Source organism: Achromobacter sp. LC458, from assembly GCF_001005835.2.
Classification (GTDB): domain Bacteria; phylum Pseudomonadota; class Gammaproteobacteria; order Burkholderiales; family Burkholderiaceae_B; genus Achromobacter; species Achromobacter spanius_B.
Genome location: NZ_LBHW02000006.1, coordinates 54,033 through 79,176, shown reverse-complemented (window position 1 = coordinate 79,176; position 25,144 = coordinate 54,033). Strand labels below are relative to the sequence as shown.

Here is a 25,144-nt window from a genome sequence, read left to right as displayed (position 1 = left end):
CGATATTTAGCGACTGTTGCACAACTTACGAATATGTCTGGCCATTCGACGAATATGTCGATAAATACCGCAACAATCTTGCGATTTGGCGTTATTTCGAGGGGTTTGGCGTGGGCGCCTGCATGGGTTCGGACGCGTCGAAGCGCAGACGCGAAAAGCTGGCGATGCAGGCTAGCGCCGCGCATAGCCCCCCCAGCCACAACGCCGCCACTGCGCCATGGGTCGTGGACACGTGAAAACAGGCCGCCACCAGCGCCGCCCCGGTCGCCTGGCCCAACAGCCGCACCGTACCGATCATGCCGCTGGCGCCGCCCGCTCGCGAAGCCGGGGCGGACGTCATGATGGCGCGCAGATTGGGCGATTGGAAGAACCCGAAGCCCGCGCCGCAGATGGCCATGCGCCAGCAGATGTCCCAGACCGTCGGCGCGGCGGGCAGCAGCGCCATCAACACCATCCCCAGCGCCAACATGGCCAGGCCGACGCCGCCCAGGATGCCCGCCGGATACCGGTCGGACAAACGGCCCGCGATGGGCGCCATGATGGCGACCACGACGGGCCACGGCGTGATCAGGAAGCCGGTGTGGACCTGGCTATAGCCCAGCACGGTCTGGAACATGAAGGGCAGGGACACGAAGGCCAGTGCCTGCGCGGCGAACGCGCACACGGCGGTGGCCGCCGACAGGGCGAACAGCGGGCGGCGCAACAGGTCCACGGCAAGAATGGGCGCCGGGTGCCCGGCTTGCCGACGCATCAGCAACCACAGGGTGGCAACGGCGCCGCCCCATTCCAGCGTGACGCGCGGCCATGGCGCAGCGTGCGCCAGTTCATTGGAGCCCAGCACGAACAGCCCCAGCGTCAGCGCGCAAAGGGTCGCGGCGATGCCGTCAAAGCCGTGCGGCGCGCGCGCGGTTTCCGGCAGGCCGCGCAAGCCCAGCACGGCGGCCAGGATGCCGATCGGCACGTTGATCAGGAACAGCCAGTGCCAGGAGCCCAGCAGCAGGATGGCTGACGCGGCGGTCGGCCCGGCGGCGAACGACAGGCCGACCACCATGGCGTTCAGGCCCAGTCCACGGCCCAGCATCGAAGACGGATAGATGAAGCGCAGCAAGGCGCCGTTCACGCTCATCACGCCTGCCGCGCCCAGCCCCTGCAAGATGCGCGCGACCACCAGCGTGGGCAGCGACGGCGCCAGTCCGCAGGCCAGCGACGACAAGGTGAACACCACCAAGCCCACCATGTACACCCGACGATGGCCCAGGATTTCACCCAGCGCGGCGGCGGGCAGCAAGCCGGCCACCATGGCTAACTGATAACCGCTGATCACCCAGATCGACCCGGCATCGCTGGCTTGCAGGTCGCGCGCAATGGTGGGCAGCGCCGTGTTGGCGATGGCCGTATCCAGGCTGGCCATGCACACCGCCAACATGACGGCCAACAAGGCGCCCAGGCGTTCCGAGGCGGGCAGGCCGGCGCCGGCCGGGTAAACGGTATTGCGTGAGAACGGGAGCATGGGCGTCAGGGAGGGCGTGCGGGCGGACGTGTCCGGCATCAGGAGGACTGATTCTAATGCGGCATCGGGATTCAACGCTTGGTCAGCCAGCCGCCCCGCGCATCGGTAATCAAACTGATGCCGGCGATCGACCATGCCAAATAATCGCCGAGGCGTCTCGGGATTAATACTTGCTACATGTGCTGAATATCCGCAGAGTCACATGCAGAAACGAAATTCAGCGCGCATTTACAACGAAATGTATGTCCGCAAAATCGGTCGATTTTCATAGGGAAAGTCCTGCAACGCCACCGCTGCGTTGCATTCCATTTTGTCGCAATGGGCAAAATGCGCAGGCGAATTTGAAACTATTCTGCTTGGGTATGCGATATTGCACGTACGATTAATTTCGATTTTCTTGATGGTGCAACTATTTGGGTGGGAGGTTTCCTATGAAGCGCTTGTCCTTGTATGTAGCAGCGTTGTCCGCGTGCGGCGTGGGTTTACCGGGGGTGGTAAATGCGCAAGCCGGTCCCACCGCGAATTTCAATGTCACGCTGACCATTACCGCCAACTGCGTGATTGCCGCGAATAATCTGGCGTTTGGCACCCACGGTGTGTTGAATACCGCGATAACCGGCAATACCACGCTGAACGTCACGTGCAGCAATACCACGCCATATACCGTGGGCTTAAGTTCCGGCACCGGCACCGGTTCCACCGGCACGACTCGGTTTATGCAAGGCACGGGCTCCAATACCGCCACGGTTGCGTATCAGCTGTATCAGCCGAATAGCCCCACCGTTGTCTGGGGCGACGCCCAGGTAGCGGACCGGGTGGGCGGCGTGGGCAACGGCAGCGCACAGGCACTGGTTGTCAACGGCACGGTGCCGGTGCAAACCACCCCGGCGCCAGACACCTACTCTTCCACGGTCACTGCCACGGTCTACTTCTAGTGCGCGCCCTGATGCGTACGCTGCCGGCGGCCGTGTCGGTGCTGTGCCTGGCGGCGTGGACGCCGGCCGCGCTGGCGGCGGCCTTGCAAATATCGCCGGTGCTGGTGGAGCTTGCGCCCCAGCAGGGGGCCAGCGCCGTCATGCTGCGCAACCCGGGCGCCACACCGATCTACGGCCAGGTGCGCACCTATCGGTGGGACCAGGCCAATGGCGACGATGTCTTGACGCCCACGGAAGATATCCAGGCCAGCCCGCCGATCATCCAGGTGCCGCCCGGCGGCGAGCAACTGGTGCGGCTGGTGCGCGCCTCGCGCGAACTGGAGCCGGTGCAGCGCAGTTACCGCGTCATCATCGACGAGATCCCCGACCCTTCCACCCCCGGCATGAACGGCGTGGTGTTGCGCCTGCGATATTCCGTGCCGGTGTTCGTGGGGGGGGCGGCGGCGTCGCCGCAACCCGAGCTGGCCTGGCGCGTTGCCAAAGAGGGCGACGCCTGGGTGCTGCGGTTATCGAACACCGGCTCGCGCTACGCGCAAGTCGCGGCGTTGCAGATCGTTAACGGGGCGGGCAAGACGGTGGCGAAAGTCGACGGGTTGCTGGGCTACGCATTGGCGCAGCGCGCCCGTGAATGGCGGATTCCCGCAAAGCAGGCCGCGCCTGGCCCGGTGCGGATCAAAGCCCTGATCAATGGTGACGACGTCACCGTCGCCCCGCGCATCGAATGACCGCGCATCGCGCGCGGCTGCGCGAGGGGCAATGACGAGGAAGGCCAGTCCATGGCAGTACGCGCTTGTCTTGGGCGGGGACGACGCATGTGGCGGCTTGCACTTTGCCTGCTGTGCGCGCCGGCAATGGCGGCGGACCCGCCCGACCAACTGGTGTCTTTCGGCAATATCGCCGAGCGTGATGTGTATCTGGAGGTCAGTATCAACGGCGTCAATACGTCCCAATTGATTCGGTTTCGCGACGTGCAAGGCCGGCTGTCGGCCAGCGCGGGCGCCTTGCGGTCGGTGGGTGTGGACCTGTCCACGCTGGGCCTGCCGGACGGCCGCGATATCGCGCTGGATAGCATTGCCGGCGTGCGCTACGCGTACCGGACGGCAGAGCAATCGGTGGACATCCAATTGCCCGACTCGTTGCGCGTGCCCTATGAAGTGGGCGCGGCCGGGGCCACGCAAACGCCGCCGGCCACCTCCGGGCGCGGGCTGCTGCTGAACTACGACGCGTATGCGCAAACCGATTCGCTTTATCGGCTGGCGCTGTTTACCGAGCAGCGCTACTTCGATCCGACCGGCCTGTTCAGCAATACGGGCACGGCGTATCTGGGCGGCGCGGCGGATCGCTACGTGCGCTATGACACCTTCTGGACGCGATCAGACCAGCAGACGATGCGCACGCTGCGGCTGGGCGACACCATCACGTCGTCGTTGAACTGGTCGCGTTCGGTGCGAATGGCCGGCGTGCAATGGGGCCGAAACTTCGCGCTGCGGCCCGACCTGGTGACGTTTCCCGTGTCGTCGTTGAGCGCATCGTCGGTGGTGCCCTCGTCCGTTGCGCTGTACGTCAATGGCGTCCAGCAGTTCTCCGGCAACGTGCCGCCCGGGCCCTTTGTGGTGAACCAGATTCCGGGCATCACGGGCGCGGGCCAGGCCACGCTGATCACTCGCGACGCGCTGGGCCGCACGGTGACAACCTCGGTGCCGCTGTATATCGATACGCGCATGCTGGCGTCCGGCCTGTCCAGCTGGTCGGTGGAAGCGGGCTTTGTGCGCCGCCAGTTCAGCGTGCGCTCGTTCGACTATGACGACAAACCCATGCTGACCTCGTCAGGGCGCTACGGGGTCAGCGACGACCTGACCGTGGAAGGGCACGCGGAAGCGGGCGCCGGCCTGGCCAACCTGGGCGCGGGCGCCTTGGTGAAGCTGGGGCAGGCGGGCGTGCTGAGCGGGTCCGTGGCGGGCAGCGCGGGCAGCTATTCCGGAGGCCAGATCGGCCTGGGGTACCAGTACGTGCGGCCAAGCTTCAGCATCGATATGCAGGCCACGCGCGCGCTGGGCGATTACGGCGACCTGGGTTCGCGCGAAGACGCGCCGGTGCCGCGCCAGACCGAACGCGTCACCGTGTCCCTGCCCCTGACCAGTGCGCAAAGCGTGGCGTTGAGCTACATCGGCTATCGCATGCCGCAGGTGCCGGCGGCAAAGCTCGGGTCGGTGTCGTACACGGTCAATCTGCACAGCCGGGTGGTGCTGACGGCCAGCGCCTACAACGATTTTGCCGAGGACGGTTCGCGCGGTGTCTACCTTGGCCTGTCGCTGATGCTGGGCGATCGTACGCAAGCCACCGCATCGGCAGGTCGGCAGGCCGGGCAGGACACCTACAGCGTGGGCGCGCAGAGCAGCGTGGCGTACGAAGGCGGCTGGGGGTGGGCGTTGCAGAACGGGCGGTCGGGCAGCATGCAATACAACCAGGGGCAGGCCGAGTTTCTGGGCCGCTACGGCCAGCTGACGGGCATCGTGCAGGACTATGGCGGCACGACGACGGCCGCAGCGCAGGCATCCGGGTCGCTGGCCATCATGGACGGCGCGGTGCTGCCGTCGCGCCGCATCAACGACAGCTTTGCGCTGGTCTCCACCGACGGCGAGCCCGATGTGGCGGTGCTGCACGAAAACAGAAAGTTGGGCAGGACGAACCGCAGCGGATATCTGTTGGTGCCGGACTTGAATTCCTATCAGACCAATCGCCTGGCCATCGACCCGGAAGACCTGCCCGTGGACGTGAAGCTGGACACCACGAAGGCCGTGGTGGTGCCGCAGGCGGGCGCCGGGGTGCTGGCCAAGTTCCAGGTGGAAAAGTACGCGGCGGCCTCGGTCATCCTGCAATTGCCGGACGGCGCGCCGGTGCCGGTGGGCGCGCAAGTCGTGCAGGTGGAAAGCGGCAAGCATTCCGTGGTGGGATACGACGGGATTGCGTTCGTGGAAGACCTTCAGGCCAGTAACCAGCTGCGGGTGCGTGGCGCAGGCGTATCTTGCCTGGTGGACTTCGATTACGTCCGCGACGAAGACCACCCGCTGCCCACGCTGGGGCCGTATCCGTGCCGGCCGCTGCAAGGAGCGCGGCCGTGATGGCGCGGCGGCGCGGCATGGGGCCGACGCAGGGGGCGGCGCGGTTGCCGCTGCGCTGGCTGTTGTTGTCCGCCAGCGCGGCGTTGGCCATGGCCTATGGCAGCTTGGCGCAGGCCAGTTCCTGCACGTTGGGCGCGGGCACGACATCGACGATGGATTTCGGCGCGGTCAACCCGCTGCTGCCGGCCGATACCGTCAACGATAGTGGGCAGGTCACGGTGACCTGCACCTTTACCGCCCTGGGCCTGTTTGCGCGCGTGTGCTTCAACCTGGGCCTGGGCAATACCAGTACGTCGAACAACCCGCGTACCTTGGGGGCCGGCACGAACCGGATGAACTACAACCTGTACACCAACACCGCGCGCACGCAGGTGTGGGGCGCTTCGACCAGTTCCGGCCCGACATCGGTATTGCTGACCGGGCCGCTGTTGGTTCTGGGCGGGCCGGTGTCGACCACGTTCAAGTTCTACGGCAAGGTGCCGGGCAACCAGCCGCTGGTCTCGACGGTCAATAACGCCAACACGACGTATTCCGAAACCTACCCCAACACGGCTACGGTCGACGTGTTGTTCGGCCTGGGCGCATTGGGCAATTGCCCGCTGTCCACGGTCACGCAGCGCATCTCCATTCCGTTGACCGTGACGGCGCAGGTACAGAAAAATTGCACGATCAACGCGACGGATCTGGCGTTTCCGCCCAAGGGGGTATTGAGCACAGCGGCCACGGCCACCAGCGCCATCACCGTCAAGTGCACCAACAACAACGCATTTTCGATCGCGCTGAACGGCGGTTCGGTAGCGGGCAACGTGCTGGCGCGTAAGATGAAGCACGCGACGGCGGCCGACACGGTCAGCTATCAGCTTTATCAGGACAGCAGCTACGCCACGATTTGGGGCGACGCTTCGGGCGGCGCCCCGCGCGTGGGCACCGGCACGGGCGCCAACCAAACGTTCACGGTGTACGGCCGGGTGCCGCCCCAGCCTACTCCCCGGCCGGGTAACTACAAGGACGTTGTCACCGCCACCATCACGTTCTGACGCCCGCCTAGGGGGTGGCCGTGGGCGTGGGGGCAGGCCGTGGCTTGACGGGCCAGAACAAGGTGGCGGGCCGTTGCCAGATGCGTTGGCGCACGCCGGCAGATAGCGAATCGCGGTCGCGGCGGCGCAGGTCGCGTGAACGCAGCGCGACGTTGAATGCCAGGGCGAAGCTGACGCCGACGTTCAGAATGCCGGTCAGCGCCGTGCCTGCCACGGCCAGCCAGAAAATCTGTGTGTGCACCACCTGCCAGCCCAGCGTGCCGATCACCGTGCCAAGCTGTCCGGCGCTGAGTGTCACATGGCGCACTTCAACGTGCGGCCCGAAGAAGCCCACGATGGCCGGCCCCAGGCCCAGCATCAGGCCCAGCGACACGTTGCCGGCGATGCCCGAGATGTTGCGTTGCCAGAAGCCCGCCCAGCGCGCCGCGCCGCGTTCGCCCAGCAGGTGCCGCGCGCGCCGGTTATAGGCCATGACGTCGTGCACGCGATGCAGCGCGAACCAGTTGTCGGCCCAACCCGCGATCAGGCTGGACAGCCACAGCAGCACGCCGGTAGCGGCGGCGTACAGCGGGGTCGGCCCCCAGGCCGAAAACGACGCCAGTGTTTCCTGCGCTTTCTCGGCGTTGATCAGCGGGCGGTCCAGCGCGTTGAGCGCAACCCACTGCACCGCCCAGGCCAGCGGAAACACCACCACCAGGTTGCCCAGGATGGCGGCCGCGTTGGACCGGATCATGGCCAGCGTGTCGTCCAGGAAGGCGTCGCGGCCTTCGGGTGTGTAGGCGTCGTCCAGGCGGTGGGCCAGCGCGGGGCCCGTCATCGCGGGCTGCTTGGTGGCCAGCGTGAAGTGGGCGAAGTGAATGATGAGAAAGCCGCCCGCATAGTTCAACGAGGCCAGCAGGCCCTCGATGAACTTGTCCAGATGCAGCGACACGATAAAGAATTTCAGATAGACGGTGAACACCATGACGAAGCCGCCGCCCAGCGACGCCTTGAGCATCGTCAGATATTCCACCGTGTCGCGCGCGATGTAGTGTTCGCCGGTCTCGGCGGTGCGCTCCATGACGCGCCGCGCCAACTGCGCGAAGGACGAGGCGGCCAGGTGGCGGATGCTGCTGCGCGCCTGGGTGGACCGGATCAGCTCGGCGGTCAGGTGCACGAACTTGTGGCGCTGGGTGGGGTCCACCCAGACGCCAAGCAGCAGTTCGATGCGGGCCAGGCGCAGCTTCATGCGTTCAATCTGGAACACGACTTCGACGGATACGCCGTTCTTTTCCAGCTCGTCGTAGACGCCTTGCGTGGCGGCGCGGCAACTGTCCAGCAGCGCGCGGAACACGTTCAGGCGGCGGCCGAATACGTCGCGCGGCGTGGCGGGCGTGGTCGCGCAGAGCTCGGCGGATGCGGCGGCCAGGGCGAAGAAGGGCGATTCTTCAACCCGACCGGGCAGGCGTGTGCGGATGTCCTGGCTCAGGCCGGTCGCGCGCACTTGGCTGACCAGCACCTGGATGCTGCTGGTCAGCGCCTGCTCCAGCCTGGGCGATAGCGGTTCGGCGCCGGTGGCGTCGCGGTGTTGCGGCAGATCGGCCGCGTGCATTGCCGCGTCCTCGCCCGCGCGATACAACGCCCGCATGCGCGCCAGTGTGTCGTCATCCAGGGATTCGATCCAGGCCGCGTCGCCGGTGCGCCGGAAGATCAGCGCGAACAGGCCGAACATGTCGGGGCGATTGGGCGGGGGCGGCAACATTCGTGCTTGCGCGCGGTCCCAGAATTCGCCCCAGAACCCGGGGTGCGAGGCCACGCCCGTGTCGCACAGCAATGACGTCGGGTCGTTATCGGCCACCAGCGAGCGCAGCGTAGCGGCCACGCGCGCGGCGCGTTCGGGGTCGCGTTCCAGCACCTGCAATACGTAGCGCAGGCGGGCGTGCTGCGGGTGGTGCGTGGCGGGGAGCGTGGCGGCGCGCGGGGCATCTCCCACGGCGGCGGCCGGTGGGCTGGGGCGATCCAGCCAGCGGCACAGGTCCACCATCCACATATTGCGGTCGGCCAGCGGCGCGCCGGGGTCGGCGCTGGCCAGGATGACGTCCAGCTGCGGGCCGCCATGCCGCGCGGCCCGCCAGTTGCGCCAAAGGGATGTCAGCATGGGCGGGCCTCGCGATTCAGGGGGCTTCGGGGTGTCGGCGCAAGGAGAACCCTTGCGCTTCATTCATGGCCTGGTAGCTGACATTGCGCGACACCACCGGCGGCTTGTCGCCGCCATGCAGGGCCCGCACTTCGTCCAGCACCATCTTGTCAGCCAGCGTCATGCGGTCGATCATGCGCAGGTACTGCATCCAGCTTTCCACCAGGAACACTTCGCGCCACACGCCTTCGCGCTCCAGGTCGCGAAACAGCTGCCACTGCTGCGCGCCGTTGCGCAGGCGCAGCAAGCGCAAGGGGTGCGCGGCGGCAATCAGCGCGCGCAGTTTTTCGTGATTGATCTGGTATTCCACCGCAACCAGCACGGCGCCATGCTGCGTGTTGAAGCCGGCGGCGGCCATGGCGGGCTCGGCGTTGTCCACGCGGGCGAGCGACTGCGTGTCCAGCTGTTCGGGCAAGCGCGAGCGGTACAGCAGCGCCACGGTGATGCCCAGCATGATGCCCGCCGTGGTCAACGCGCCGGACACGCCCATGGTGCCCGCGAAGTGGCCCCACATGAACGAACCCGCCGCCAGCCCGCCAAAGATCGCAGTCTGGTAAAGCGCCAGGGATCGCGCCTTGACCCAGTCGGGCACCAACATCTGCACCGTGGTGTTGTAGGTGGCCAGCACGCCGATCCAGCAACTGCCCGAGACCAGCAGCGCCGGAAACGCTACCCACAGCGTTTGGGTCAGGCCCAACGCCGCCAGGCACACGGCCAGCAGCGCGGCGGCCACGGTGACCAAGCCGCCCGCGCCCCAGGCGGCCTGCACGCGCCGCACCACGGCGCTGCCCAGGATGGCGCCCACGCCCAGCGCGCCCAGCATGTAGCCGTAAAGCAGCGCGCTGCCGTCCTCATGTTCATGCGCCAGCAGCGGCAGCAAGGCCCACAACGCGCTGGCGGACAAGCCAAATGCAAACGAGCGCAACATCACCACGCGCGTCACCGTGGAATGCTGCGTGTAGCGCAGCGCCGCAACGACGCCTTCCAGCAAACCTTCGGGGGGCAGGCGACGTTCGGGCAGTTCGCGCCGCCAACGCCAGATCGCCCAGACCAGCGCGCCGTAGCAGACGCAGTTCAGCAAAAAGACCCAGGGGGCGCCCATGGCGCCCAGCAACAGGCCACCGATGGCCGGGCCGACCGCGCGCGCCACGTTGTAGTTCACGCTATTGAGCAGCACGGCGCTGCCGACGTGTTCGCGAGGGACCTGTTCGCCCACCGCCGCCTGCCACGCCGGGGTCACGATGGCGCTACCGATGGCAATGCAGAACACCGAGGCGATCAGCGTGATGGGGTGCAGCAGCCCGGCAAACGCCAGGATGGTGATGAAGACGCCGCCCGCCAGCTCCATGAGCATGCCGGTCAGCATGACCTTGCGGCGGTCGTAGTTGTCGGCCAGCACGCCGGTCAGGATGGACAGCGCCACCAGCGGAAGCGCCGCGGCCACCTGGATCATGGCAACCATCAACGGGCTGCTTTGCTCGGTGGTGATGATCCAGGCGGCGGCGACGGATTGCGCCCAGGTGCCCAGATTGGCGAACAGGTTCGCGATCCAGATAATGCGGAACGCGGGAAAGGCGAATGGGGAAAGCGTGCTGACGGTCAGGGGCGCGGCAGGCGCGGCGGGCGCGTTCGGCGGCAGATCGGCGGAGGGCGAGACGGGTTGGAGCATAGGGGCTCGGGGGCGCGTCTTGGTCTGCCCGGAAGGCCGGGCGTTGCACGGGTGATCAATGGTACGCCTGAATCGGGGCCGCTGTGCAAGAGGCCTGGGCGGTGGATAACACTGTGGGTAAGCCGGTGGATTTGCGGTGGACAGCCGGGGGATAAGCGGTGGACAACGCGGGATAACTTTGCGAGGCGGCCGGCGAATGGCGGCGTCGCAGGGCGCATTGCGGCACGGCTTGACCGCGCCGTCGAGAGCGCGGTGGTGTGACCATGGCGCCGGGATAACTTTTAGTGACGCATGAAAGGCTGCTGTTTCCGGGTTTTCCCGGGGATATCGAGTACGCTGCCCGGGGTCCGGTTGCCGGCCCTCTTTTCTCGGATTTCGGGCTGCCTGCTTGCCGCCGGGGCCGGCTTCTGCCTGCTACCGGCTATCTGCTGTGCGTGTGTACTGTGCGCTGTCTGCTGTCTGCTGTCTGCTATGCGCTTTGTACTGCGTGCTTTGTACTGCGTGCTTTGTACTGCGTACTGCTTGCTGCGTACTGCTTGCTGCGTACTGCTTGCTGCGTGCCCGTGCTTGTTACTAGCTTCTAACTGCTTCTTCTCCCATGACCCTGACTTTCAACGGGCGCGCGTTCGCCGCCCTGCTTGCCGTTACCGCGCTGCTGGCGCTGATCGCCTTGTATGGCGCGCCGTACCCGTTCCTGCGCGGGTTCCTGGGCGATGTGATCGCGGTGGGCTGGGCCTACCTGGTGTACCGCACGTTCATCCGCGCGCAGGTCTTGCCGCTGGCGATTGCGGCGCTAGTGACGGGGTATGCGGTGGAATTCGGTCAGTACCTGGCGCGGCTGTACGGCTGGCAGTTGCAGCAGCCGGTCTTGCGGGTCGTGCTGGGCAGTGTGCCCGACTGGTGGGACGTGCTGGCCTATACCGTGGGCTTCGTCGTGGTGTTGCTGCTGGCGGGCGCTAACCAGCGCCGCCAACACGCCGCGTCGCTACAGGACGCGCGCCTGCGTGCAAGCTTGCGCGCGCGCCGCTAGACGGACGCCGGGGCACCGGCCCGGGCGTGGCGCCCCGGCGGGATGACCGACCGCTTCAGCAGCGTCCGCCCCGGCACATCACAAGCCCGGCCTTGCCGGCCGGGCTGCCAAGACCATTACCCGGCTTGATACATCGGCTCGTCGTCGTTACGACGGGCTGCGGGTGCTGCCGGGCGCAGCGGTTGCAGGCGTGCGTTGCGGAAAGGCGCGAACAGTTCGGCCCAGGACTTGGGCAGCAGCGGCGTGGCGTGGCGCACCGCATCGCGGCGGGCGTAATGCGCCAGCAGCTGCTGGCCGATGGGAGCGTCTCCAAGAGGATGGCGGGTATTCATGGTATTTCCGTATTGCATTGAAAGTGTATTCATTGTACTAGCGGCGCCCCGCAGCGTCCAGTTCGCTCGCCGCGCCTGTTGTGCGCCGTCAACTCGTTGATATCAAAGGGTCTGCCCCTTTTTATCCTGGTTTTCTCCGGGATTGCCCTAGCAGTCCAAAACAGTAGACGGTATACAATGTTCTCCATGCCCGGGCTAAACCAGCCTGGAATCCCTCCCACTGGACTGGAGCGCGTCATGGCAGAACTGATGAACCGAGATGAATTCCGTACCGCGTTGGAAAACGCGATCAAGGGCAAGAGCGCCAACGCGTCGCCCTTTTCCATCGCCTGGGCCGAAGGCAAGCTCAGCCGTGAGCACCTGTCGCGCTGGGCCGAGAACCACTATCACTATGTCGGTCCGTTCGCGGATTACCTGGGATACCTCTACGCCCGTACGCCCGATACCTACACCGAAGCCAAAGACTTCCTGCTGGCCAATATGTACGAAGAGGAAATCGGCGGCGACCGCCATACCGATCTGCTGATTCGTTTTGCCGAAGCCTGCGGCACCACGCGCGAACGCGTCACCAACCCGGACAACATGTCGCCCACCACGCGGGCGCTGCAAAGCTGGTGTTATGCCGTGGCCATGCGTGAAGACCCCATCGTGGCCGTCGCCGGGCTGGTCGTGGGCCTGGAATCCCAGGTGCCGTCCATCTATCGCAAGCAGACGCCGACGCTGCGCGAAAAGTACGGCTTCACCGATGAAGAAGTGGAGTTCTTCGACCTGCACATCGTGTCGGACGAGATCCACGGCGAACGCGGCTATCAGATCGTGCTGGAACACGCCAACACGGTCGAGCTTCAGCAGCGCTGCCTGAAAATCTGCGAAATCGGCGCCCAGATGCGTTTGCTGTACACCACGGCGCTGTACACCGACTACGTGCAGCACGAGATCAAGCTGCCCGAACTCGGCCTGGCCGCCTGATTCACACCCGGCATTTATCGGGGCGCGCCGCATCGGCGGCGCGCCCCACCCGCCGCTCCAGGACGACAGACTCATGCCTACCGTTGTATTTCATAAAGGCGGCCAGACCTATACCGATGTGGTCAAGGACAACACCAACCTGGTGGTGCGGGCCGGCATCAAGCAGTTTCCGTATCCGCATCTGCGCTACGAATGCGGCATGGGCAAGTGCGCCAAGTGCGCGTGCCGAGTGCTGGCCGGCGCCGAACATCTTCCCCCGGTGAACTGGAAGGAAAAGAAGCAACTGGGCGACCGCATCGACCAGGGCTACCGGCTGGCGTGCCAGCTGTGGCTGAACCATGATGTTGAACTGGTTCAGGACGCGGAGGCATAACGCGATGGACGCCTCCTACGTGATCCTGACGACCAAGCCCGGCGTGTTCCACACAGACGTGGGCGTCGACGTCGACATCATCGAAACCTACGACTACGTCTTCTACGGGCGCACGCTTGCCGTGTTTCGCATTGCCCGGCTGCACGGCGAGACGCGCCTGATCGTCACTGAAGACACGCCGCCTTACGTCGTCAACCGTGTGCCGTCCAAGTTCCTTGAAAAATTCTCGTCGGTCGAGGCAGCCCGCAAGGAACTTGCGCACCTGACGCGATTCGGCAGCATGGAATCCACCTTGACGCTGCGGCCCGCCGCCGCGGTTGCAGAGCATTGACACCCATGGTTCAGATCACATTTCTTTCCAATGGCGGCAAGGTTGCCACCGCGCCCGAGAACAGCAATCTGCTGCGCGTGTCGCTCAAGGAAAAGGGCGGCATTCCGTTCAAGTGCGGGGGCGGCTTGTGCGGCACCTGCAAGTGCCGCATCGAAGAGGGGCTGGAGAACACCGACGCGGTCAAGCCGAAAGAGCGCAAGCATCTGCGCCCTGAGGACTTTGAAGCCGGCTACCGCATGGCGTGCCAGACATTTGTGAACGGCGACGTCAAAGTCTCGTGGGTGGTGCAGAACGGCAAGGGGGTGGTGGTGGGCGTGGGCGCGGACCCGGTCGACGCGCCGGTCCCATCCGCCTGACGCTAAGGGGTGACGCGCGTCGCAGCGTCGGCTGCGAGCGCACATTGTCCAGGTTTCAGAGGCGTATCCCAGCCCGTAAAAAACCGCGGCGCCGCGTCAATCTGCCGCGTCGTGGTGCTGTTGTTGTTGCTGCGTGTCCGTGTATGCCTTGGCCGCGTTGTGCACGTGCTGGCTGGCCAGCAAGGCGGCCAGGTCACCGTTGCCGGCAATCACGGCATTCAGAATCTGCGAATGCTCATCCCAGTTGGCCTTGGCGCGGTGCATGTTGCTGGGCGCGAACAGCAGCGCCGTGCGATCGCGCAGCGACCGCATCAAATCCGTCAGCACCACATTGCCGCCTATGGTGGCCAGCATTTCGTGAAACTGCGAATTCAGCGCCAGGAACTTGTCCAGCTGTTCACTGCGCGCGGCTTCCGTGCCTTCGCGCAGAAAGGCCTGCAAGCGTTCCACCGTCTTGGCATCGCGCCGCTGTGCCGCCAGCTTGGCATTGAGCCCCTCCAGCGTGGCGCGCACTTCCACCATGTCATAGGCCACGGCGTCCGACAGCACGGATACCGAGGCGCCGCGACGCGGCTCGATGGTGACCAGCCCTTCGGCGGCCAAGGCGCGCAAGGCTTCGCGCACGGGGATGCGCGAGACGCCCATTTCTTCAGATAGGCGGCCTTCAACCAGGCGGTCTCCGGGGGTGAATTCCCCGCTAAGAATGCGTTCGCGCAGCTTGTCGCGGATGACGGCGAACAACTGAGGATGCTGCTCGCCAATCTTCAGCGGAGCGGAAGACTGCGTTTCAGCGGCTTGCGGGCTGACAGGCGAAGTGGTCATGGCGAGCATGTGTGGATTAATGGATACAGTCTCCATTGTATTACCGGGTGTAGCAAGGTGCCGTGGCAAAAAGCGCGCATCAGTTGCCCCAAAACGCCTTGACCAGCACGCCCACCGCGCCCAGCGCGCATGTGGCAAGCAGAACGATGCGCACGGCGTGGGGCGGCAGCAGCGTGCGCAACCGGTTGGAGACCGCAAAACCGGCCAGCAGAAACGGCGCCAGGCTTAGCGCCAGACCGACGTGATAGCCGGTGTACCGCTTGGCCAGCGCCAGCATGGCAAGCGAAAAGATCGACCCCAGGAACAGCACCACGCCCAGCGTGGCGCGCAGCCGAGGCGGCGCCGTGTGTTGCAGCACGATGGCGATCGGTGGGGCCCCCACCGAAGTCATCGTGCCCATGATGCCCGAGGCCACGCCGGCGCCGGACACGCGCCCCGGCGTGGCGGTAAAGCGCAGCCCCGCCGCGCTCAGGCCCACCGCGATCAGGATCATGCCGGCGAACAACACGCCCAGCGTCTGCGGCGCAAAGCGCGCCATGGCGTAGATGGCGATCAACGTGCCTACCGCACGGCCCACCAGCGCATACGACACCGACGACCAATCGATGCAAGCCCGTTCGCGCAGCGCCGTCAGCAGCGAAATGAAGCCGCCCAGCGTCAGCAGGGGGCCGGGGGCCAACTGCGGGAAGAACATCGCCGCCACCGGTGCGGCAAACATGGCGAAGCCGATGCCGCCCACGCCCTGGGCCACCGCCGCACCGAATACCACCACGGCCATCGCGGCGTACTGCCAAAGATCGGGGTAAGGCAAGGTCGCTGGCATGGGCTACAGCCTTTTATGTATACGATAGTCAGAGAGGGAATTTTGTCACGCTTGGGCCGGGCGGCAAAACCACGGGTATTCCCTTGTTTTTACGCCGTTATTCATCCATTTTTCAGAATTATCGGTTTCCCTAGGCGCCGCATATTTCGATTGGTATGGCACACAACGAAATATAGTATACCGACTGTGGCGATCTAACAGCCACGTCACAAGGGGAATCACGCATGCAAGCGGACGTTGTGCTCACAGCTGCTCACTGGATGTATTTGATCAGCGTGGCCGCCATCATCCTGACGATGATTTTGCGGGCCAATGTGGTGGTGCCATCGGTGATTGGCACCTTTCTGGTGGTGCTGGCCATCACCGGCAATCCGATCAGCGCGCTGATCGGTATCTTCTCGGCCAGCTTCGTGGCCGCCAAGGAGTTGTTCAACATCTTTCTGGTCATCACGTTCATGACCGCCCTGCTCAATTCCCTGAAGACGCTGCAGGCGGACGTGCGCATGGTGCAGCCGTTTCGGCGCATCATGCGGGGCGGGCATTCGTCGTTCATCATCATCGCCCTCTGTACGTATGTGATCTCGCTGTTCTTCTGGCCGACGCCCGCCGTGCCGCTGGTGTCCGCCATCCTGCTGCCCGCCGCCATCGCGGCCGGCCTGCCGCCGCTGGCCGGCGCCATGGCCATTGCCATCGCCGGGCAGGGCATGGCGCTGTCGTCGGACTACGTGATCGGCGTGGCGCCCAGCATCAGCGCCAAGGCGGCGGGCGCGGCTGTCAGCGCGGCGGTGGTGGCCGACCGTGCGCTGGTGTTGTCACTGATCACCGGCGCCGTGGCGCTGGTAACGGCCTACCTGCTGATCCGCAAGCACATCGTGCCTGCCAACGCCGCGTTGCTGGATGCCTGGCAGGCGCGCGCGCAAGACGGCAGCCTGGCGCGGATCGAGCAGTCCGGCTCGTTCGACAAGGCCGAACTGGCGCGCGGCACCATGGGCGCCGACCCGGCGTTGCCGCAAGGCCCCGTCGTCAACGACGAGGAACGCCGCCGCGTGCGCTGGTCCAAGACCTTTGCCGTGGTGACGCCGCTGGCCTTCCTGGCCGTGATCGCGGTGATGGTCCTGCCCCGCCTGTTTCCGACGCTGCCCGCCCTGCGCGGCGGCGATGCGGCGGCGCTGGTGGGTGGCGTCGCTTTCGTCGTGATGATGCTGGTGACGCTGGCCGCCGAAGGGCCGCGCAAGATGCTGGACGTGTGCCCGGAACATGTGACGGACGGCTTTGTCTTCGCCTTCAAGGCCATGGGATCGGTGCTGCCGATTGCCGGCTTTTTCTTCATCGGCGCCAATGAAACCGCCGCGCAGATCCTGGGTGTCCCGCAGGCCCAGGCCCCCGGCCTGCTGTTCGAAGTGATTTCGGCGGGCCAGCATCTGATCCCCGAAAACCACTTCCTGGTGGCGTTCGGCGTGTTGCTGGTGGGCATGATCACCGGCATCGACGGTTCCGGCTTTGCCGGCCTCCCATTGACGGGCACCTTGTCCGGCGCGTTGGGGCCGGTGGTGGGCGTGGACCCCGCCACGCTGGCGGCGGTCGGGCAGATGGGCGCTGTCTGGACGGGCGGCGGCACCTTGATCGCGTGGTCGTCATTGATTGCGGTGGCCGGGTTCGCCCGGGTCAACGTGCTGTCGCTGGTGCGGGCGTTGTTGCTGCCGGTATTGCTGGCGCTGTTCGTCTCGACGATCTGCGCGGTATTGATCTGGCGCTAGCCGTGCACAGCAGCTGATGCCGACAAAAGGGGCCTGCCGGGCCCCTTTTTCATGCCCGCTCGTCGGGGTTATCACGGATCGCCGGCTGATGATTAAAGTATACAATGTTCACAGCTACCCGAAATGCCCGGCTTAACCGCCGAGCCGCTCGGTCCCTCTGGGCCACTCGGGCCACCCCCGTACCGGTAAAGGAAGCGCTTCCGTGGACGATCTTTCGCAGCAGACATTCATGAACCATATCGGCGGCGCCTGGGTGCCCAGCGCCACCGGGCGTACGGCGCCGAACATCAACCCGGCCGACACGCGCGACATCGTGGGCAACTTTCCCGTGTCGGACGCCGATGATGCGCGGCGCGCGGTGCAAGCCGCCGATGACGCCTTCGCCGCATGGCGCGACACGCCGATCTCGAAACGCGCCGCCATTCTGTTTCGCGCCGCCCAGTACCTGGAAGACCACGCTGACGCCTTTGCCCGCGAATTGACCCGTGAAGAGGGCAAGGGCCTGAACCTGGCCAAGGACGAAGTGCTGCGTTCGGCGCAGACGATCCGTTTCTACGCGGTCGAGGGCCAGAGCTTTACCGGCGAAACCTTCGTCAACGACGACCCGGACATGGTCGTCTACAGCCAGCGCGAGCCGCTGGGCGTGGCCGCGGTGATTTCGCCGTGGAACTTTCCGATTTCCATTCCTGCCCGCAAGATCGCACCCGCGCTGATCGCCGGCAATACCGTGGTGTTCAAGCCGTCATCCGACGCGCCGCTGTCGGGCTACCGCCTGACCGAAGCGTTCGTGCAGGCGGGCTTGCCCGCGGGCGTGCTGAATCTGGTGATCGGGCCGGCAGGGGCCGTGGGCGCGGCCATCACCGGCGCGCCGGCCGTGCGCGCGATCTCATTCACCGGTTCGACGGCCGCGGGCGAACAGATCCACCGCAGCGCCGGGCTGACCACGCGCACGCAGATGGAATTGGGCGGCAAGAACCCCTTGATCGTGCTGGCCGACGCCGACCTGGAACGCGCCGTGGACCTGGCCGTCAAGGGCGGTTTTTCGTTAAGCGGCCAGGCCTGCACCGGCACCAGCCGCGTGTTGGTCGATGCCAAGGTGCGGCAGGCGTTCACCGATAAGCTGGCGGCGCGCATCCAGGCGCTGACCATCGGCAATGGCCTGAAGGGCAACTTCGACCTGGGCCCCTTGGCCACCCGCAAACAGCTGGACAACGTGTTGAGCTACGTGGCGATCGGCAAGCAAGAGGCTACGCACCTGTGCGGCGGCGACGTGCTTGCCGGCCCCGATTTTGACCACGGCTATTACGTCACGCCCGCGCTGTTTACCGATGTGACGCAGCAGATGCGCATCGCCCGCGAGGAGATCTTCGGGCCGGTCATCGCACTGATTGAAGTCGACGGGTACGAGGACGCCATCGCCAAGGCCAACGACACCGAGTACGGCCTGTCCGCCGCCATCGCCACCACCGACGCGCGTTACGCGCACCGCTTCGCGCGCGACATCCAGGCGGGCACGGTCAAGATCAACCGCACCACCACCGGCAACCTGATCAATGCCCCGTTCGGCGGCTTGAAGCATTCCAGCACGTCTACGTTCCGCGAGTCGGGCCGGGTGGGCCTTGAGTTCTACACGCAGATCAAAACCATCTACCGCGCCGGCTGAGCGCGCGGCGAACACTGAAAAAGGCTACGAACATGAAACAGATCTACCGCCTGGAACTGGAAGAAGCGCGCCTGATGGTGCGCGCGGCCATCGCCAAATCCGAAGCGATCGGCGTGCTGGAATCCGTCTGCATCGTCGATGACGGCGGCTATCCCATTGCGCTGGAACGCATGGACGGCGCCCGCATCACCGGCCCGCAGATCGCCTGGAACAAAGCGTTTACCGCCGCCGGGCACAAGCGTTCGACGCATTTGTTCAACACGCCGCCCAATGGCCCCGCGCTGCCCGGCAACGAAGCGTTCGGCATCCAATGGAGCTTTGACGGCAAGTTCGCCGTGTTCGTGGGCGGCTTCCCGATTGTGGTCAACGACGAGGTGATCGGCGGCGTCGGTCTGAGCGGCGGCAATGGCGAACAGGACACACAGGCGGGCCTGGCGGCATTGACGGCGTTGGCTGAACTGCTGGAGCCGCGCGGCATGAAAGTGCTGGTGCAGGCCGACATCAAGAAATAAGCGAGGCTTGCAATGGCATACCGCGTGCATATTCTTCAAACCGGCGAAGCCTTCGTCGCCGGCGCCGAGGAATCCCTGTTGGAAGCCGCCGAACGCGCGGCGGTAAAGCTGCCGCACGAATGCACGTTCGGCGGTTGCGGCACCTGCCGCATCAAGCTGGAATCGGGCGCGGTGGGCTATGAAGAATTTCCGATGGCGTTAACGCCGGAAGAAGCGGCCGAAGGCTACGCGCTGGCATGCCAGGCGCGCGCACAGAGCGATCTTTGCATCAGCGTGGCCAGCAGCCGCCAGGTATTTCCCGAGCCGCGCCGGCTGTCGACCACCGTGCACGGCATCCATCCTTACACGGACGACATCCTGCACCTGACGCTGGCGCTGCCCGACGGCCCGCTGGACTATGTGCCCGGGCAGTACATGAACGTGCTGCTGCCCGACGGTGAAACGCGCAGCTTTTCGATGGCGTCGGCGGTGGTGTCGGCGGACGGGTACGTGGATTTCCATGTGCGCCGCATTCCGGGCGGCCGCTATACCGACCAGTGGCTGGGCCAGGCGCAAGCGGGGGCGGCGTTGACGATCGACGCTCCGTTGGGGGTTTTCAGCTATCACGAGGAGGACTGGCGCCCGCTGATCATGGTGGCCACGGGCACCGGCATCGCACCGATCAAGGCCATCCTGGAATCGTTGCTGGACAAGGAAGACTGCCCGCCCGTCACCTTGTATTGGGGCATGCGTACCGAGGCGGACCTGTACCTGCAAGACGAGATTGCGGGCTGGGCAGGGCGCCTGTATGAATTCAATTTCGTGCCGGTCCTGTCGCGCGCGGACGCAAGCTGGCAAGGCCGGCGCGGCCATGTGCAGGACGTTGTCCTGCAAGACCACGCAGACCTCTCGGAACACGCCATCTACCTGTGCGGCGCACCCGCGATGGTGCGGGACGCCAAGCACCTGTTCGCCGGGCGCGGCGCCAGCCTGGACCATATCTACGCCGACAGCTTCACCTTCCAGCACGCGCTGGAACCGGCAGCGTGATGCGGGGCCCGGGGCCTTGACGCAGAGCCGGCCCTGGTCCTGGCCCCGACCCCGCCCGACCCGCGCCCACCTATCGAAACACCAGCACCGGCAGGCGTGTCTTGGCCAGCACGCGCTGCGTTTCGCTGCCCAGCAGAAAGCCGGTCATGCCGTGCCGCCCGTGCGAACCCATGATGATCAGGTCGCAACCCTGCGTTTTGGCGGTTTCCACGATGGCCTCGTGCGGATGGTCGTTGACCATCACGACGACGTTGCACGGCACCAGCGCGTGTCGGGCTTCCATCTCAAGCCCTTCCAGGTAGCCTTCCGCGTTCTTGCGGGCCTGGTCGGTGTGATGCGCCTGTGTCGTGCCCAGCATTTCGGCCTGATAGACCAGCAAATGGTCTTCGGGAATGGCGCGAATGAGCGTGATGGTGGCGCCCATTTCCTTGGCAAAGACAAGGGCGCGCTTGAATGCCGATTCGGATAGCAGCGAACCATCCACGGCGATGAGCAAATGCCTGTACATGTTGCCTCTCCTTTAGGAAAAGGAATGTCGAGCAACGGCGAAATCAGTATAGGCCTGCCGTTGCGCGCTATCCAGTCCCGCGAAAGGAGGATGCGAAGGGGACGTTACGCGCGCCCGTCCCACCGGCATAACGTCATGCCGACTAAGTATTTTTCCGCATCCGGACAGGGTGAAAGAATGCCTCTTCGCCTTTCACCTTTCCGCCTCAGGCCGGGACCCTTCATGACCATTCAATCCATCAACGCCCGCAACCAGTTTCGCGGCAAGATCAAAGAGATCATCCTCGGGCCGGTCGTGTCCGAGGTCGACGTGGACACCCCCGCCGGCATCGTTACGTCGGTGATCACCACGCGTTCCGTGAAGGAGCTGGACCTTCAGGTGGGCACCGAGGTGCTGGCATTCGTCAAGGCGACCGAGGTGTCCGTCGCCAAGCTATGAATTCGCCGCAGCGGATCGGCCGCGCTGATCGGCCGTACTGAAAAATATTCCCTTGCCCCGGCGTTAGGCATATATTGTCATCGCGATATCCGGCAGTTCCCTCGTGGCTTTCAGCTTCATGCGTTGCCTCACGGAGAACGGTTCATGCGTCGACTGCAAGGGTGGTTCATTGGCTGGTTGTGCCTGGGGCTGGCGGTCTGTCTGCCGGCGGTGGCCCAAACCCAGCTGGACAAGGGGCAGTTGGATCAGTTGATGGCGCCGGTGGCGCTGTACCCTGATTCCTTGCTGTCGCAAATCCTCATGGGGTCCACGTACCCCGACGACATCGCCGCCGCGGCCAAATGGTCGGCGGCCCATACCTCGGAATCGGGTGACCAGGCGGTCAAGGCCGTCGAGGCCGAGCCCTGGGATCCCAGCGTGAAATCCCTGGTGGCGTTTCCCTCCGTGATGGACATGATGGGGCGCCAGCCGGATTGGGTGAAATCCGTGGGCGATGCCTTCCTGGCGCAGCCCGATGCGGTGATGGATTCCGTGCAGCGCTTGCGCACGCAGGCACAAAAGGCGGGCAACCTGAAAAGCACGCCGCAGCAGACGGTCACCTCCAGCACCACGAACGAAAAGACGGTGGTGGTGATCCAGCCCACCGATCCGCAAGTTGTCTACGTGCCCAGCTACAACCCCAGCGTGGTGTACGGGGCCTGGGCCTATCCCACTTATCCGCCTTATTACTACCCGCCGCCGCCGGGGTCCGTCTTTGGGACGGCGCTGGTGTCGGGCATCGGCTTCGGCCTGGGGGTGGCGGCCGTCAATTCGATGTGGGGCGGCTTTGACTGGGGACACAACGATGTCGATATCGATGTGAACCGGTACAACAACATCAACGTGAACCAGCGCATCGACAACGCCCGTAACAACAACGTGTCGTGGAAGCACAACCCTGAAAATCGCGGCAATACGCCGTATGCCGATTCGGCCAGCCGGCAGCGTTTTGACAGCCAGCGCCAGGCAGGCGTGCAGAACCGGCAATCCGGCCAGCGGGCGGGTCAGGGGCAGGGCGCGCGCGCGGCCGGCGCGGCCCCCGCTGCCGGTTCCCGCGAGGCGGCACGTGACCGCGCGGCGCAATCGTTTGAAGGGCGTACCGGGCAACCCATCGCCGGCCATGGCGACAGCGCCGGCCGTGGCCAGGGCGCCGCCAACCGGGGCGGCCAGGGCGCGGCGGGCCGCAGTGGCGAGGGCGCGGCCGACCGGGGGCAGGATCGCGGGGAAAACCGCGCGCAGAATCACTCAGGCGCCGGCACCGGCGGACAGGGCGCAGGCTCGCACACGCCCCGTTCGTCCAGCGTGTCCACCAACGATCGCCAGGCCGCGGCGCAACGCCAGCGCGCGGACGAATCGGCGGCTCGCGATCGCGCCCGGACAACGAACACCAGCAACGCGTTAAGCGACGCGGGCAACGGCGACCGCATGCGCCAGCAAAGCCACCGTAGCGATATGAATCGCAGCGGGGGCGGGGGCGGTGGTCATCGGGCAAGCGGCGGCGGCGGGCATCGAGGCGGTGGCGGTGGCGGTGGCGGCCATATCGGCGGCCGGAGGTAGCACCATGAACAAGGGAGCTTTCATGACGAATGCCTGGGTTCGTGCGCGCGCGCTGGGCGCCGTGTCGCTGTTGGCGCTTTGCGTTGCCGCGCCGACGGCCGCGCAAAGCGTGTATCCGACCGCGCAGGCCGCGGCTGACGCCTTCACCGACGCGCTGGCCACCAGCGATTCGTCGGCCATGGCCAAGGTGCTGGGACCCAATCACAAACAGCTGGTGCCGGGCGGCGTCTCGCAAGACGACATCTATCGCTTCCTGTCGGCGTGGGCAAAAAAACATGAAGTCATCGCCGATGGCGGCCGTTCCTGGCTGGCCGTGGGCGATTCCGGCTGGACGATGCCCGTGCCTATCGCCCAGGTCGGCAAGGGCTGGCGCTTCGACCCGGTGGCGGGCAAGGCCGAACTGACCCGCCGCGCGATCGGCCGCAACGAACTGGCCGCCATCGAGACGCTGCAACAGCTGCAAGCGGCCCAGACGCGGTATCAACAGGGCGTGGGGCAGGGCCGCTATGCCAGCCGCCTGATCAGCCGCCCCGGTGCCATGGACGGTCTGTACTGGCCCGAAGTGCCGGGCGCCCCGCCCCAGGCGTTTGGTCCCGATGCGCTGGCGATGGGCCCCGAGGTGCCGGCCGAGGACGCGTATTTTGGTTATCGCTACAAGATCCTGCCCGGCTCCGAAAGCACGGCTTACCGCATTGTTGCGTGGCCCGCGCGATACGGGCAGACCGGTATCGGCACCTTTGTGATTGGGCCGCAAGGCGGGGTGTTGGAGTCTGACCTGGGGCCGGCTTCCGCCAGCCGCGCGCAGGCGCTGCGGGAACGCGATATCGCTGCCGGCGCGTGGGTGGACGCCGACGCGCAACCCGTTGGCGCCAAATGACTTTTTGGCATTTCGGGGGCAGGGCCGGCGGGGATGTTGCCAAGTCGCAACAGGCGCAAGCGAATGCCGCCAAAGCCCCGCTTGTTGCCCTTTTGAAAGGTGGCTGTGCCTAAAATGGCGAGCACTGGGATCGGTGCCCGATCCTCTTTTGCCGGACCTTGAAATTGAACCCCTTGCATTTTGTCCGCTACGCCTTGGCCGGCGTAGGGATGGCGCTTAGCGCAGCGGCGGCATCCGCCCCGATTTTCGTCCTGAATTCCCTGGACGCCAACGTCAGCATCGTCGACCCGGTGTCCTACAAGGAACTGCGCCGGGTGCCTACCGGCAAGGAACCGCACCACCTGTATCTGACCCCCGACGAAAAGTCGCTGATGGTGGCCAACGCCACGGGCAACACGATCACGATGATGGACCCGAAGACGGGCGAAGTGCAGCGCACGCTGACCGACATCGTCGACCCCTACCAGTTGCAGTTTTCGCCGGACATGAAGTGGTTCGTCACGGCCGCCAACCGGCTGGACCACATCGACATCTACGCGTGGCAGCCGCAGCAAAAGGGCGCCGAGCTGAAGCTGGTCAAGCGGGTGCAGGCGGGCAAGACGCCCAGCCACATCATGATCGACAAGACCAGCACGACGGCCTACGTCACCTTGCAGGACAGCGACCAGCTGATCGCCATCGACCTGGCGACGCAAACGCCCAAGTGGACGGTATCGGTGGGCAAGACGCCGGCCGACGTGTTTCTGACGCCGGATCAAAAGACCCTGCTGGTGGCGCTGACGGGCGATTCCTTCGTGGAAGCCTATGACGTCAGCAAGGGCCCGGCCAAGCTGGTCAAGCGCATTCCCACCGCCGCGGGCGCGCACGCGTTTCGCGCGCAGGGCGACAAGCGCCACCTGTTCGTCAGCAACCGCACGGCCAATTCCATCAGCCGCATCGACATGCTGTCGCTGACCGTGACCGACACCTTCGCGGTGCCGGGCGGCCCGGACTGCATGGATGTGCTGGCCGATGGCAAGACGCTGCTGGTGACCTCGCGCTGGGCGCGCAAGTTGACGGTGGTGGACCTGGAGCAGAAAAAGGTCGTGAACCAGGTCCCGGTGGGCAAGTCGCCGCACGGCGTCTGGACGCTGAACCATGCGCCGACCCGATAGGGATTGTTGCCCCCACGCTGCGCTCGCTGGCGCGAGCTTGCTGCCCCCCGAGGGGGCTGCCTCGCCTTGGGGCGGCCCGGCGGCGAGGCGTCGCCCCCACGCTGCGCCCGCTGCGCCCGCTGGCG

General features: G+C 65.6%; 24 protein-coding genes. 17 read left to right on the top strand and 7 right to left on the bottom strand.

The features are described from left to right. Positions 1 to 91: 91 nt before the first annotated feature. Positions 92 to 1,510 (bottom strand): MFS transporter, encoded by a 1,419-nt coding sequence (locus tag YH64_RS07255; protein ID WP_046805634.1) that lies wholly within the window; start codon positions 1,508 to 1,510, stop codon positions 92 to 94. A 431-nt stretch (positions 1,511 to 1,941) separates the two neighbouring features. On the opposite strand from YH64_RS07255, the gene YH64_RS07250 reads away from it, so the two are divergent. The 4 genes from YH64_RS07250 (at position 1,942) to YH64_RS07235 (ending at position 6,604) form a co-directional block, all read left to right on the top strand. After that, complete coding sequence (locus YH64_RS07250) at positions 1,942 to 2,445, top strand: spore coat U domain-containing protein (RefSeq protein ID WP_046805579.1); 504 nt, start codon at positions 1,942 to 1,944, stop codon at positions 2,443 to 2,445. An 11-nt stretch (positions 2,446 to 2,456) separates the two neighbouring features. After that, complete coding sequence (locus YH64_RS07245; protein WP_046805635.1) at positions 2,457 to 3,170, top strand: molecular chaperone; 714 nt, start codon at positions 2,457 to 2,459, stop codon at positions 3,168 to 3,170. An 87-nt stretch (positions 3,171 to 3,257) separates the two neighbouring features. After that, positions 3,258 to 5,567, top strand: a complete 2,310-nt coding sequence (locus tag YH64_RS07240; protein ID WP_255444177.1) for a fimbria/pilus outer membrane usher protein — start codon at positions 3,258 to 3,260, stop codon at positions 5,565 to 5,567. After that, the gene (locus YH64_RS07235) at positions 5,567 to 6,604 is read left to right on the top strand and encodes a spore coat U domain-containing protein (RefSeq protein ID WP_223264939.1); all 1,038 of its coding nucleotides are present in this window, start codon (positions 5,567 to 5,569) and stop codon (positions 6,602 to 6,604) included. The genes YH64_RS07240 and YH64_RS07235 overlap by 1 nt, the downstream gene beginning before the upstream one ends. 7 nt (positions 6,605 to 6,611) lie before the next feature. On the opposite strand, the gene YH64_RS07230 is transcribed toward YH64_RS07235, so the two are convergent. Further along, positions 6,612 to 8,741, bottom strand: a complete 2,130-nt coding sequence (locus YH64_RS07230) for a site-specific recombinase (protein WP_046805581.1) — start codon at positions 8,739 to 8,741, stop codon at positions 6,612 to 6,614. A gap of 16 nt (positions 8,742 to 8,757) precedes the next feature. Then, complete coding sequence (locus YH64_RS07225) at positions 8,758 to 10,449, bottom strand: MFS transporter (RefSeq protein ID WP_104144853.1); 1,692 nt, start codon at positions 10,447 to 10,449, stop codon at positions 8,758 to 8,760. Positions 10,450 to 11,047: 598 nt separating this feature from the next. On the opposite strand from YH64_RS07225, the gene YH64_RS07215 reads away from it, so the two are divergent. After that, the gene (locus tag YH64_RS07215; protein WP_046805583.1) at positions 11,048 to 11,479 is read left to right on the top strand and encodes a DUF2809 domain-containing protein; all 432 of its coding nucleotides are present in this window, start codon (positions 11,048 to 11,050) and stop codon (positions 11,477 to 11,479) included. 116 nt (positions 11,480 to 11,595) lie between these two features. Here the strand turns inward: YH64_RS07215 and YH64_RS07210 are convergent, their stop codons facing one another. Continuing rightward, positions 11,596 to 11,811, bottom strand: coding sequence for a hypothetical protein (locus tag YH64_RS07210; protein ID WP_052946040.1), 216 nt, complete (start codon positions 11,809 to 11,811; stop codon positions 11,596 to 11,598). A 237-nt stretch (positions 11,812 to 12,048) separates the two neighbouring features. Between YH64_RS07210 and YH64_RS07205 the strand changes: the two genes are divergently transcribed. The 4 genes from YH64_RS07205 (at position 12,049) to YH64_RS07190 (ending at position 13,840) form a co-directional block, all read left to right on the top strand. Next, positions 12,049 to 12,780: a TenA family transcriptional regulator gene (locus YH64_RS07205; protein WP_006226804.1), complete on the top strand. Its 732-nt coding sequence runs from the start codon at positions 12,049 to 12,051 to the stop codon at positions 12,778 to 12,780. 73 nt (positions 12,781 to 12,853) lie between these two features. Further along, on the top strand, positions 12,854 to 13,153 hold the full coding sequence (locus YH64_RS07200) for a 2Fe-2S iron-sulfur cluster-binding protein (RefSeq protein WP_006216988.1): 300 nt from the start codon (positions 12,854 to 12,856) through the stop codon (positions 13,151 to 13,153). Between the two features lie 4 nt (positions 13,154 to 13,157). Further along, on the top strand, positions 13,158 to 13,484 hold the full coding sequence (locus YH64_RS07195; protein WP_046805585.1) for a hypothetical protein: 327 nt from the start codon (positions 13,158 to 13,160) through the stop codon (positions 13,482 to 13,484). After that, a complete protein-coding gene (locus YH64_RS07190) occupies positions 13,481 to 13,840 on the top strand; it encodes a 2Fe-2S iron-sulfur cluster-binding protein (RefSeq protein WP_104144850.1) in 360 nt (119 codons plus the stop codon). Before YH64_RS07195 ends, YH64_RS07190 begins: the two co-directional genes overlap by 4 nt. 96 nt (positions 13,841 to 13,936) lie before the next feature. On the opposite strand, the gene YH64_RS07185 is transcribed toward YH64_RS07190, so the two are convergent. Then, positions 13,937 to 14,662 (bottom strand): GntR family transcriptional regulator, encoded by a 726-nt coding sequence (locus tag YH64_RS07185; protein WP_046805637.1) that lies wholly within the window; start codon positions 14,660 to 14,662, stop codon positions 13,937 to 13,939. Between the two features lie 79 nt (positions 14,663 to 14,741). Then, complete coding sequence (locus YH64_RS07180; RefSeq protein WP_046805587.1) at positions 14,742 to 15,485, bottom strand: sulfite exporter TauE/SafE family protein; 744 nt, start codon at positions 15,483 to 15,485, stop codon at positions 14,742 to 14,744. A gap of 224 nt (positions 15,486 to 15,709) precedes the next feature. On the opposite strand from YH64_RS07180, the gene YH64_RS07175 reads away from it, so the two are divergent. From YH64_RS07175 to YH64_RS07160, 4 genes are all read left to right on the top strand, one after another. Next, positions 15,710 to 17,242, top strand: coding sequence for a hypothetical protein (locus YH64_RS07175; RefSeq protein WP_046805588.1), 1,533 nt, complete (start codon positions 15,710 to 15,712; stop codon positions 17,240 to 17,242). Positions 17,243 to 17,471: 229 nt separating this feature from the next. Further along, on the top strand, positions 17,472 to 18,905 hold the full coding sequence (locus YH64_RS07170; protein WP_046805638.1) for an aldehyde dehydrogenase family protein: 1,434 nt from the start codon (positions 17,472 to 17,474) through the stop codon (positions 18,903 to 18,905). Between the two features lie 32 nt (positions 18,906 to 18,937). Next, a complete protein-coding gene (locus YH64_RS07165; protein ID WP_046805589.1) occupies positions 18,938 to 19,417 on the top strand; it encodes a heme-binding protein in 480 nt (159 codons plus the stop codon). A gap of 12 nt (positions 19,418 to 19,429) precedes the next feature. Beyond that, positions 19,430 to 20,446 (top strand): 2Fe-2S iron-sulfur cluster-binding protein, encoded by a 1,017-nt coding sequence (locus YH64_RS07160; protein ID WP_046805590.1) that lies wholly within the window; start codon positions 19,430 to 19,432, stop codon positions 20,444 to 20,446. Between the two features lie 70 nt (positions 20,447 to 20,516). On the opposite strand, the gene YH64_RS07155 is transcribed toward YH64_RS07160, so the two are convergent. Then, positions 20,517 to 20,954 carry a universal stress protein gene (locus tag YH64_RS07155; protein ID WP_046805591.1) on the bottom strand — a complete coding sequence of 146 codons (438 nt, stop codon included), beginning with the start codon at positions 20,952 to 20,954 and terminating at the stop codon, positions 20,517 to 20,519. Positions 20,955 to 21,176: 222 nt separating this feature from the next. Between YH64_RS07155 and YH64_RS07150 the strand changes: the two genes are divergently transcribed. From YH64_RS07150 to YH64_RS07135, 4 genes are all read left to right on the top strand, one after another. Beyond that, on the top strand, positions 21,177 to 21,392 hold the full coding sequence (locus YH64_RS07150; protein ID WP_046805592.1) for a molybdopterin-binding protein: 216 nt from the start codon (positions 21,177 to 21,179) through the stop codon (positions 21,390 to 21,392). A gap of 144 nt (positions 21,393 to 21,536) precedes the next feature. Further along, the gene (locus YH64_RS07145; protein WP_046805593.1) at positions 21,537 to 22,988 is read left to right on the top strand and encodes a DUF3300 domain-containing protein; all 1,452 of its coding nucleotides are present in this window, start codon (positions 21,537 to 21,539) and stop codon (positions 22,986 to 22,988) included. Positions 22,989 to 22,992: 4 nt separating this feature from the next. Continuing rightward, positions 22,993 to 23,865, top strand: a complete 873-nt coding sequence (locus YH64_RS07140) for a DUF2950 family protein (RefSeq protein ID WP_082134531.1) — start codon at positions 22,993 to 22,995, stop codon at positions 23,863 to 23,865. A gap of 209 nt (positions 23,866 to 24,074) precedes the next feature. Continuing rightward, positions 24,075 to 25,019 (top strand): YncE family protein, encoded by a 945-nt coding sequence (locus tag YH64_RS07135; RefSeq protein ID WP_046805640.1) that lies wholly within the window; start codon positions 24,075 to 24,077, stop codon positions 25,017 to 25,019. The last annotated feature ends 125 nt before the right edge of the window (positions 25,020 to 25,144 follow it).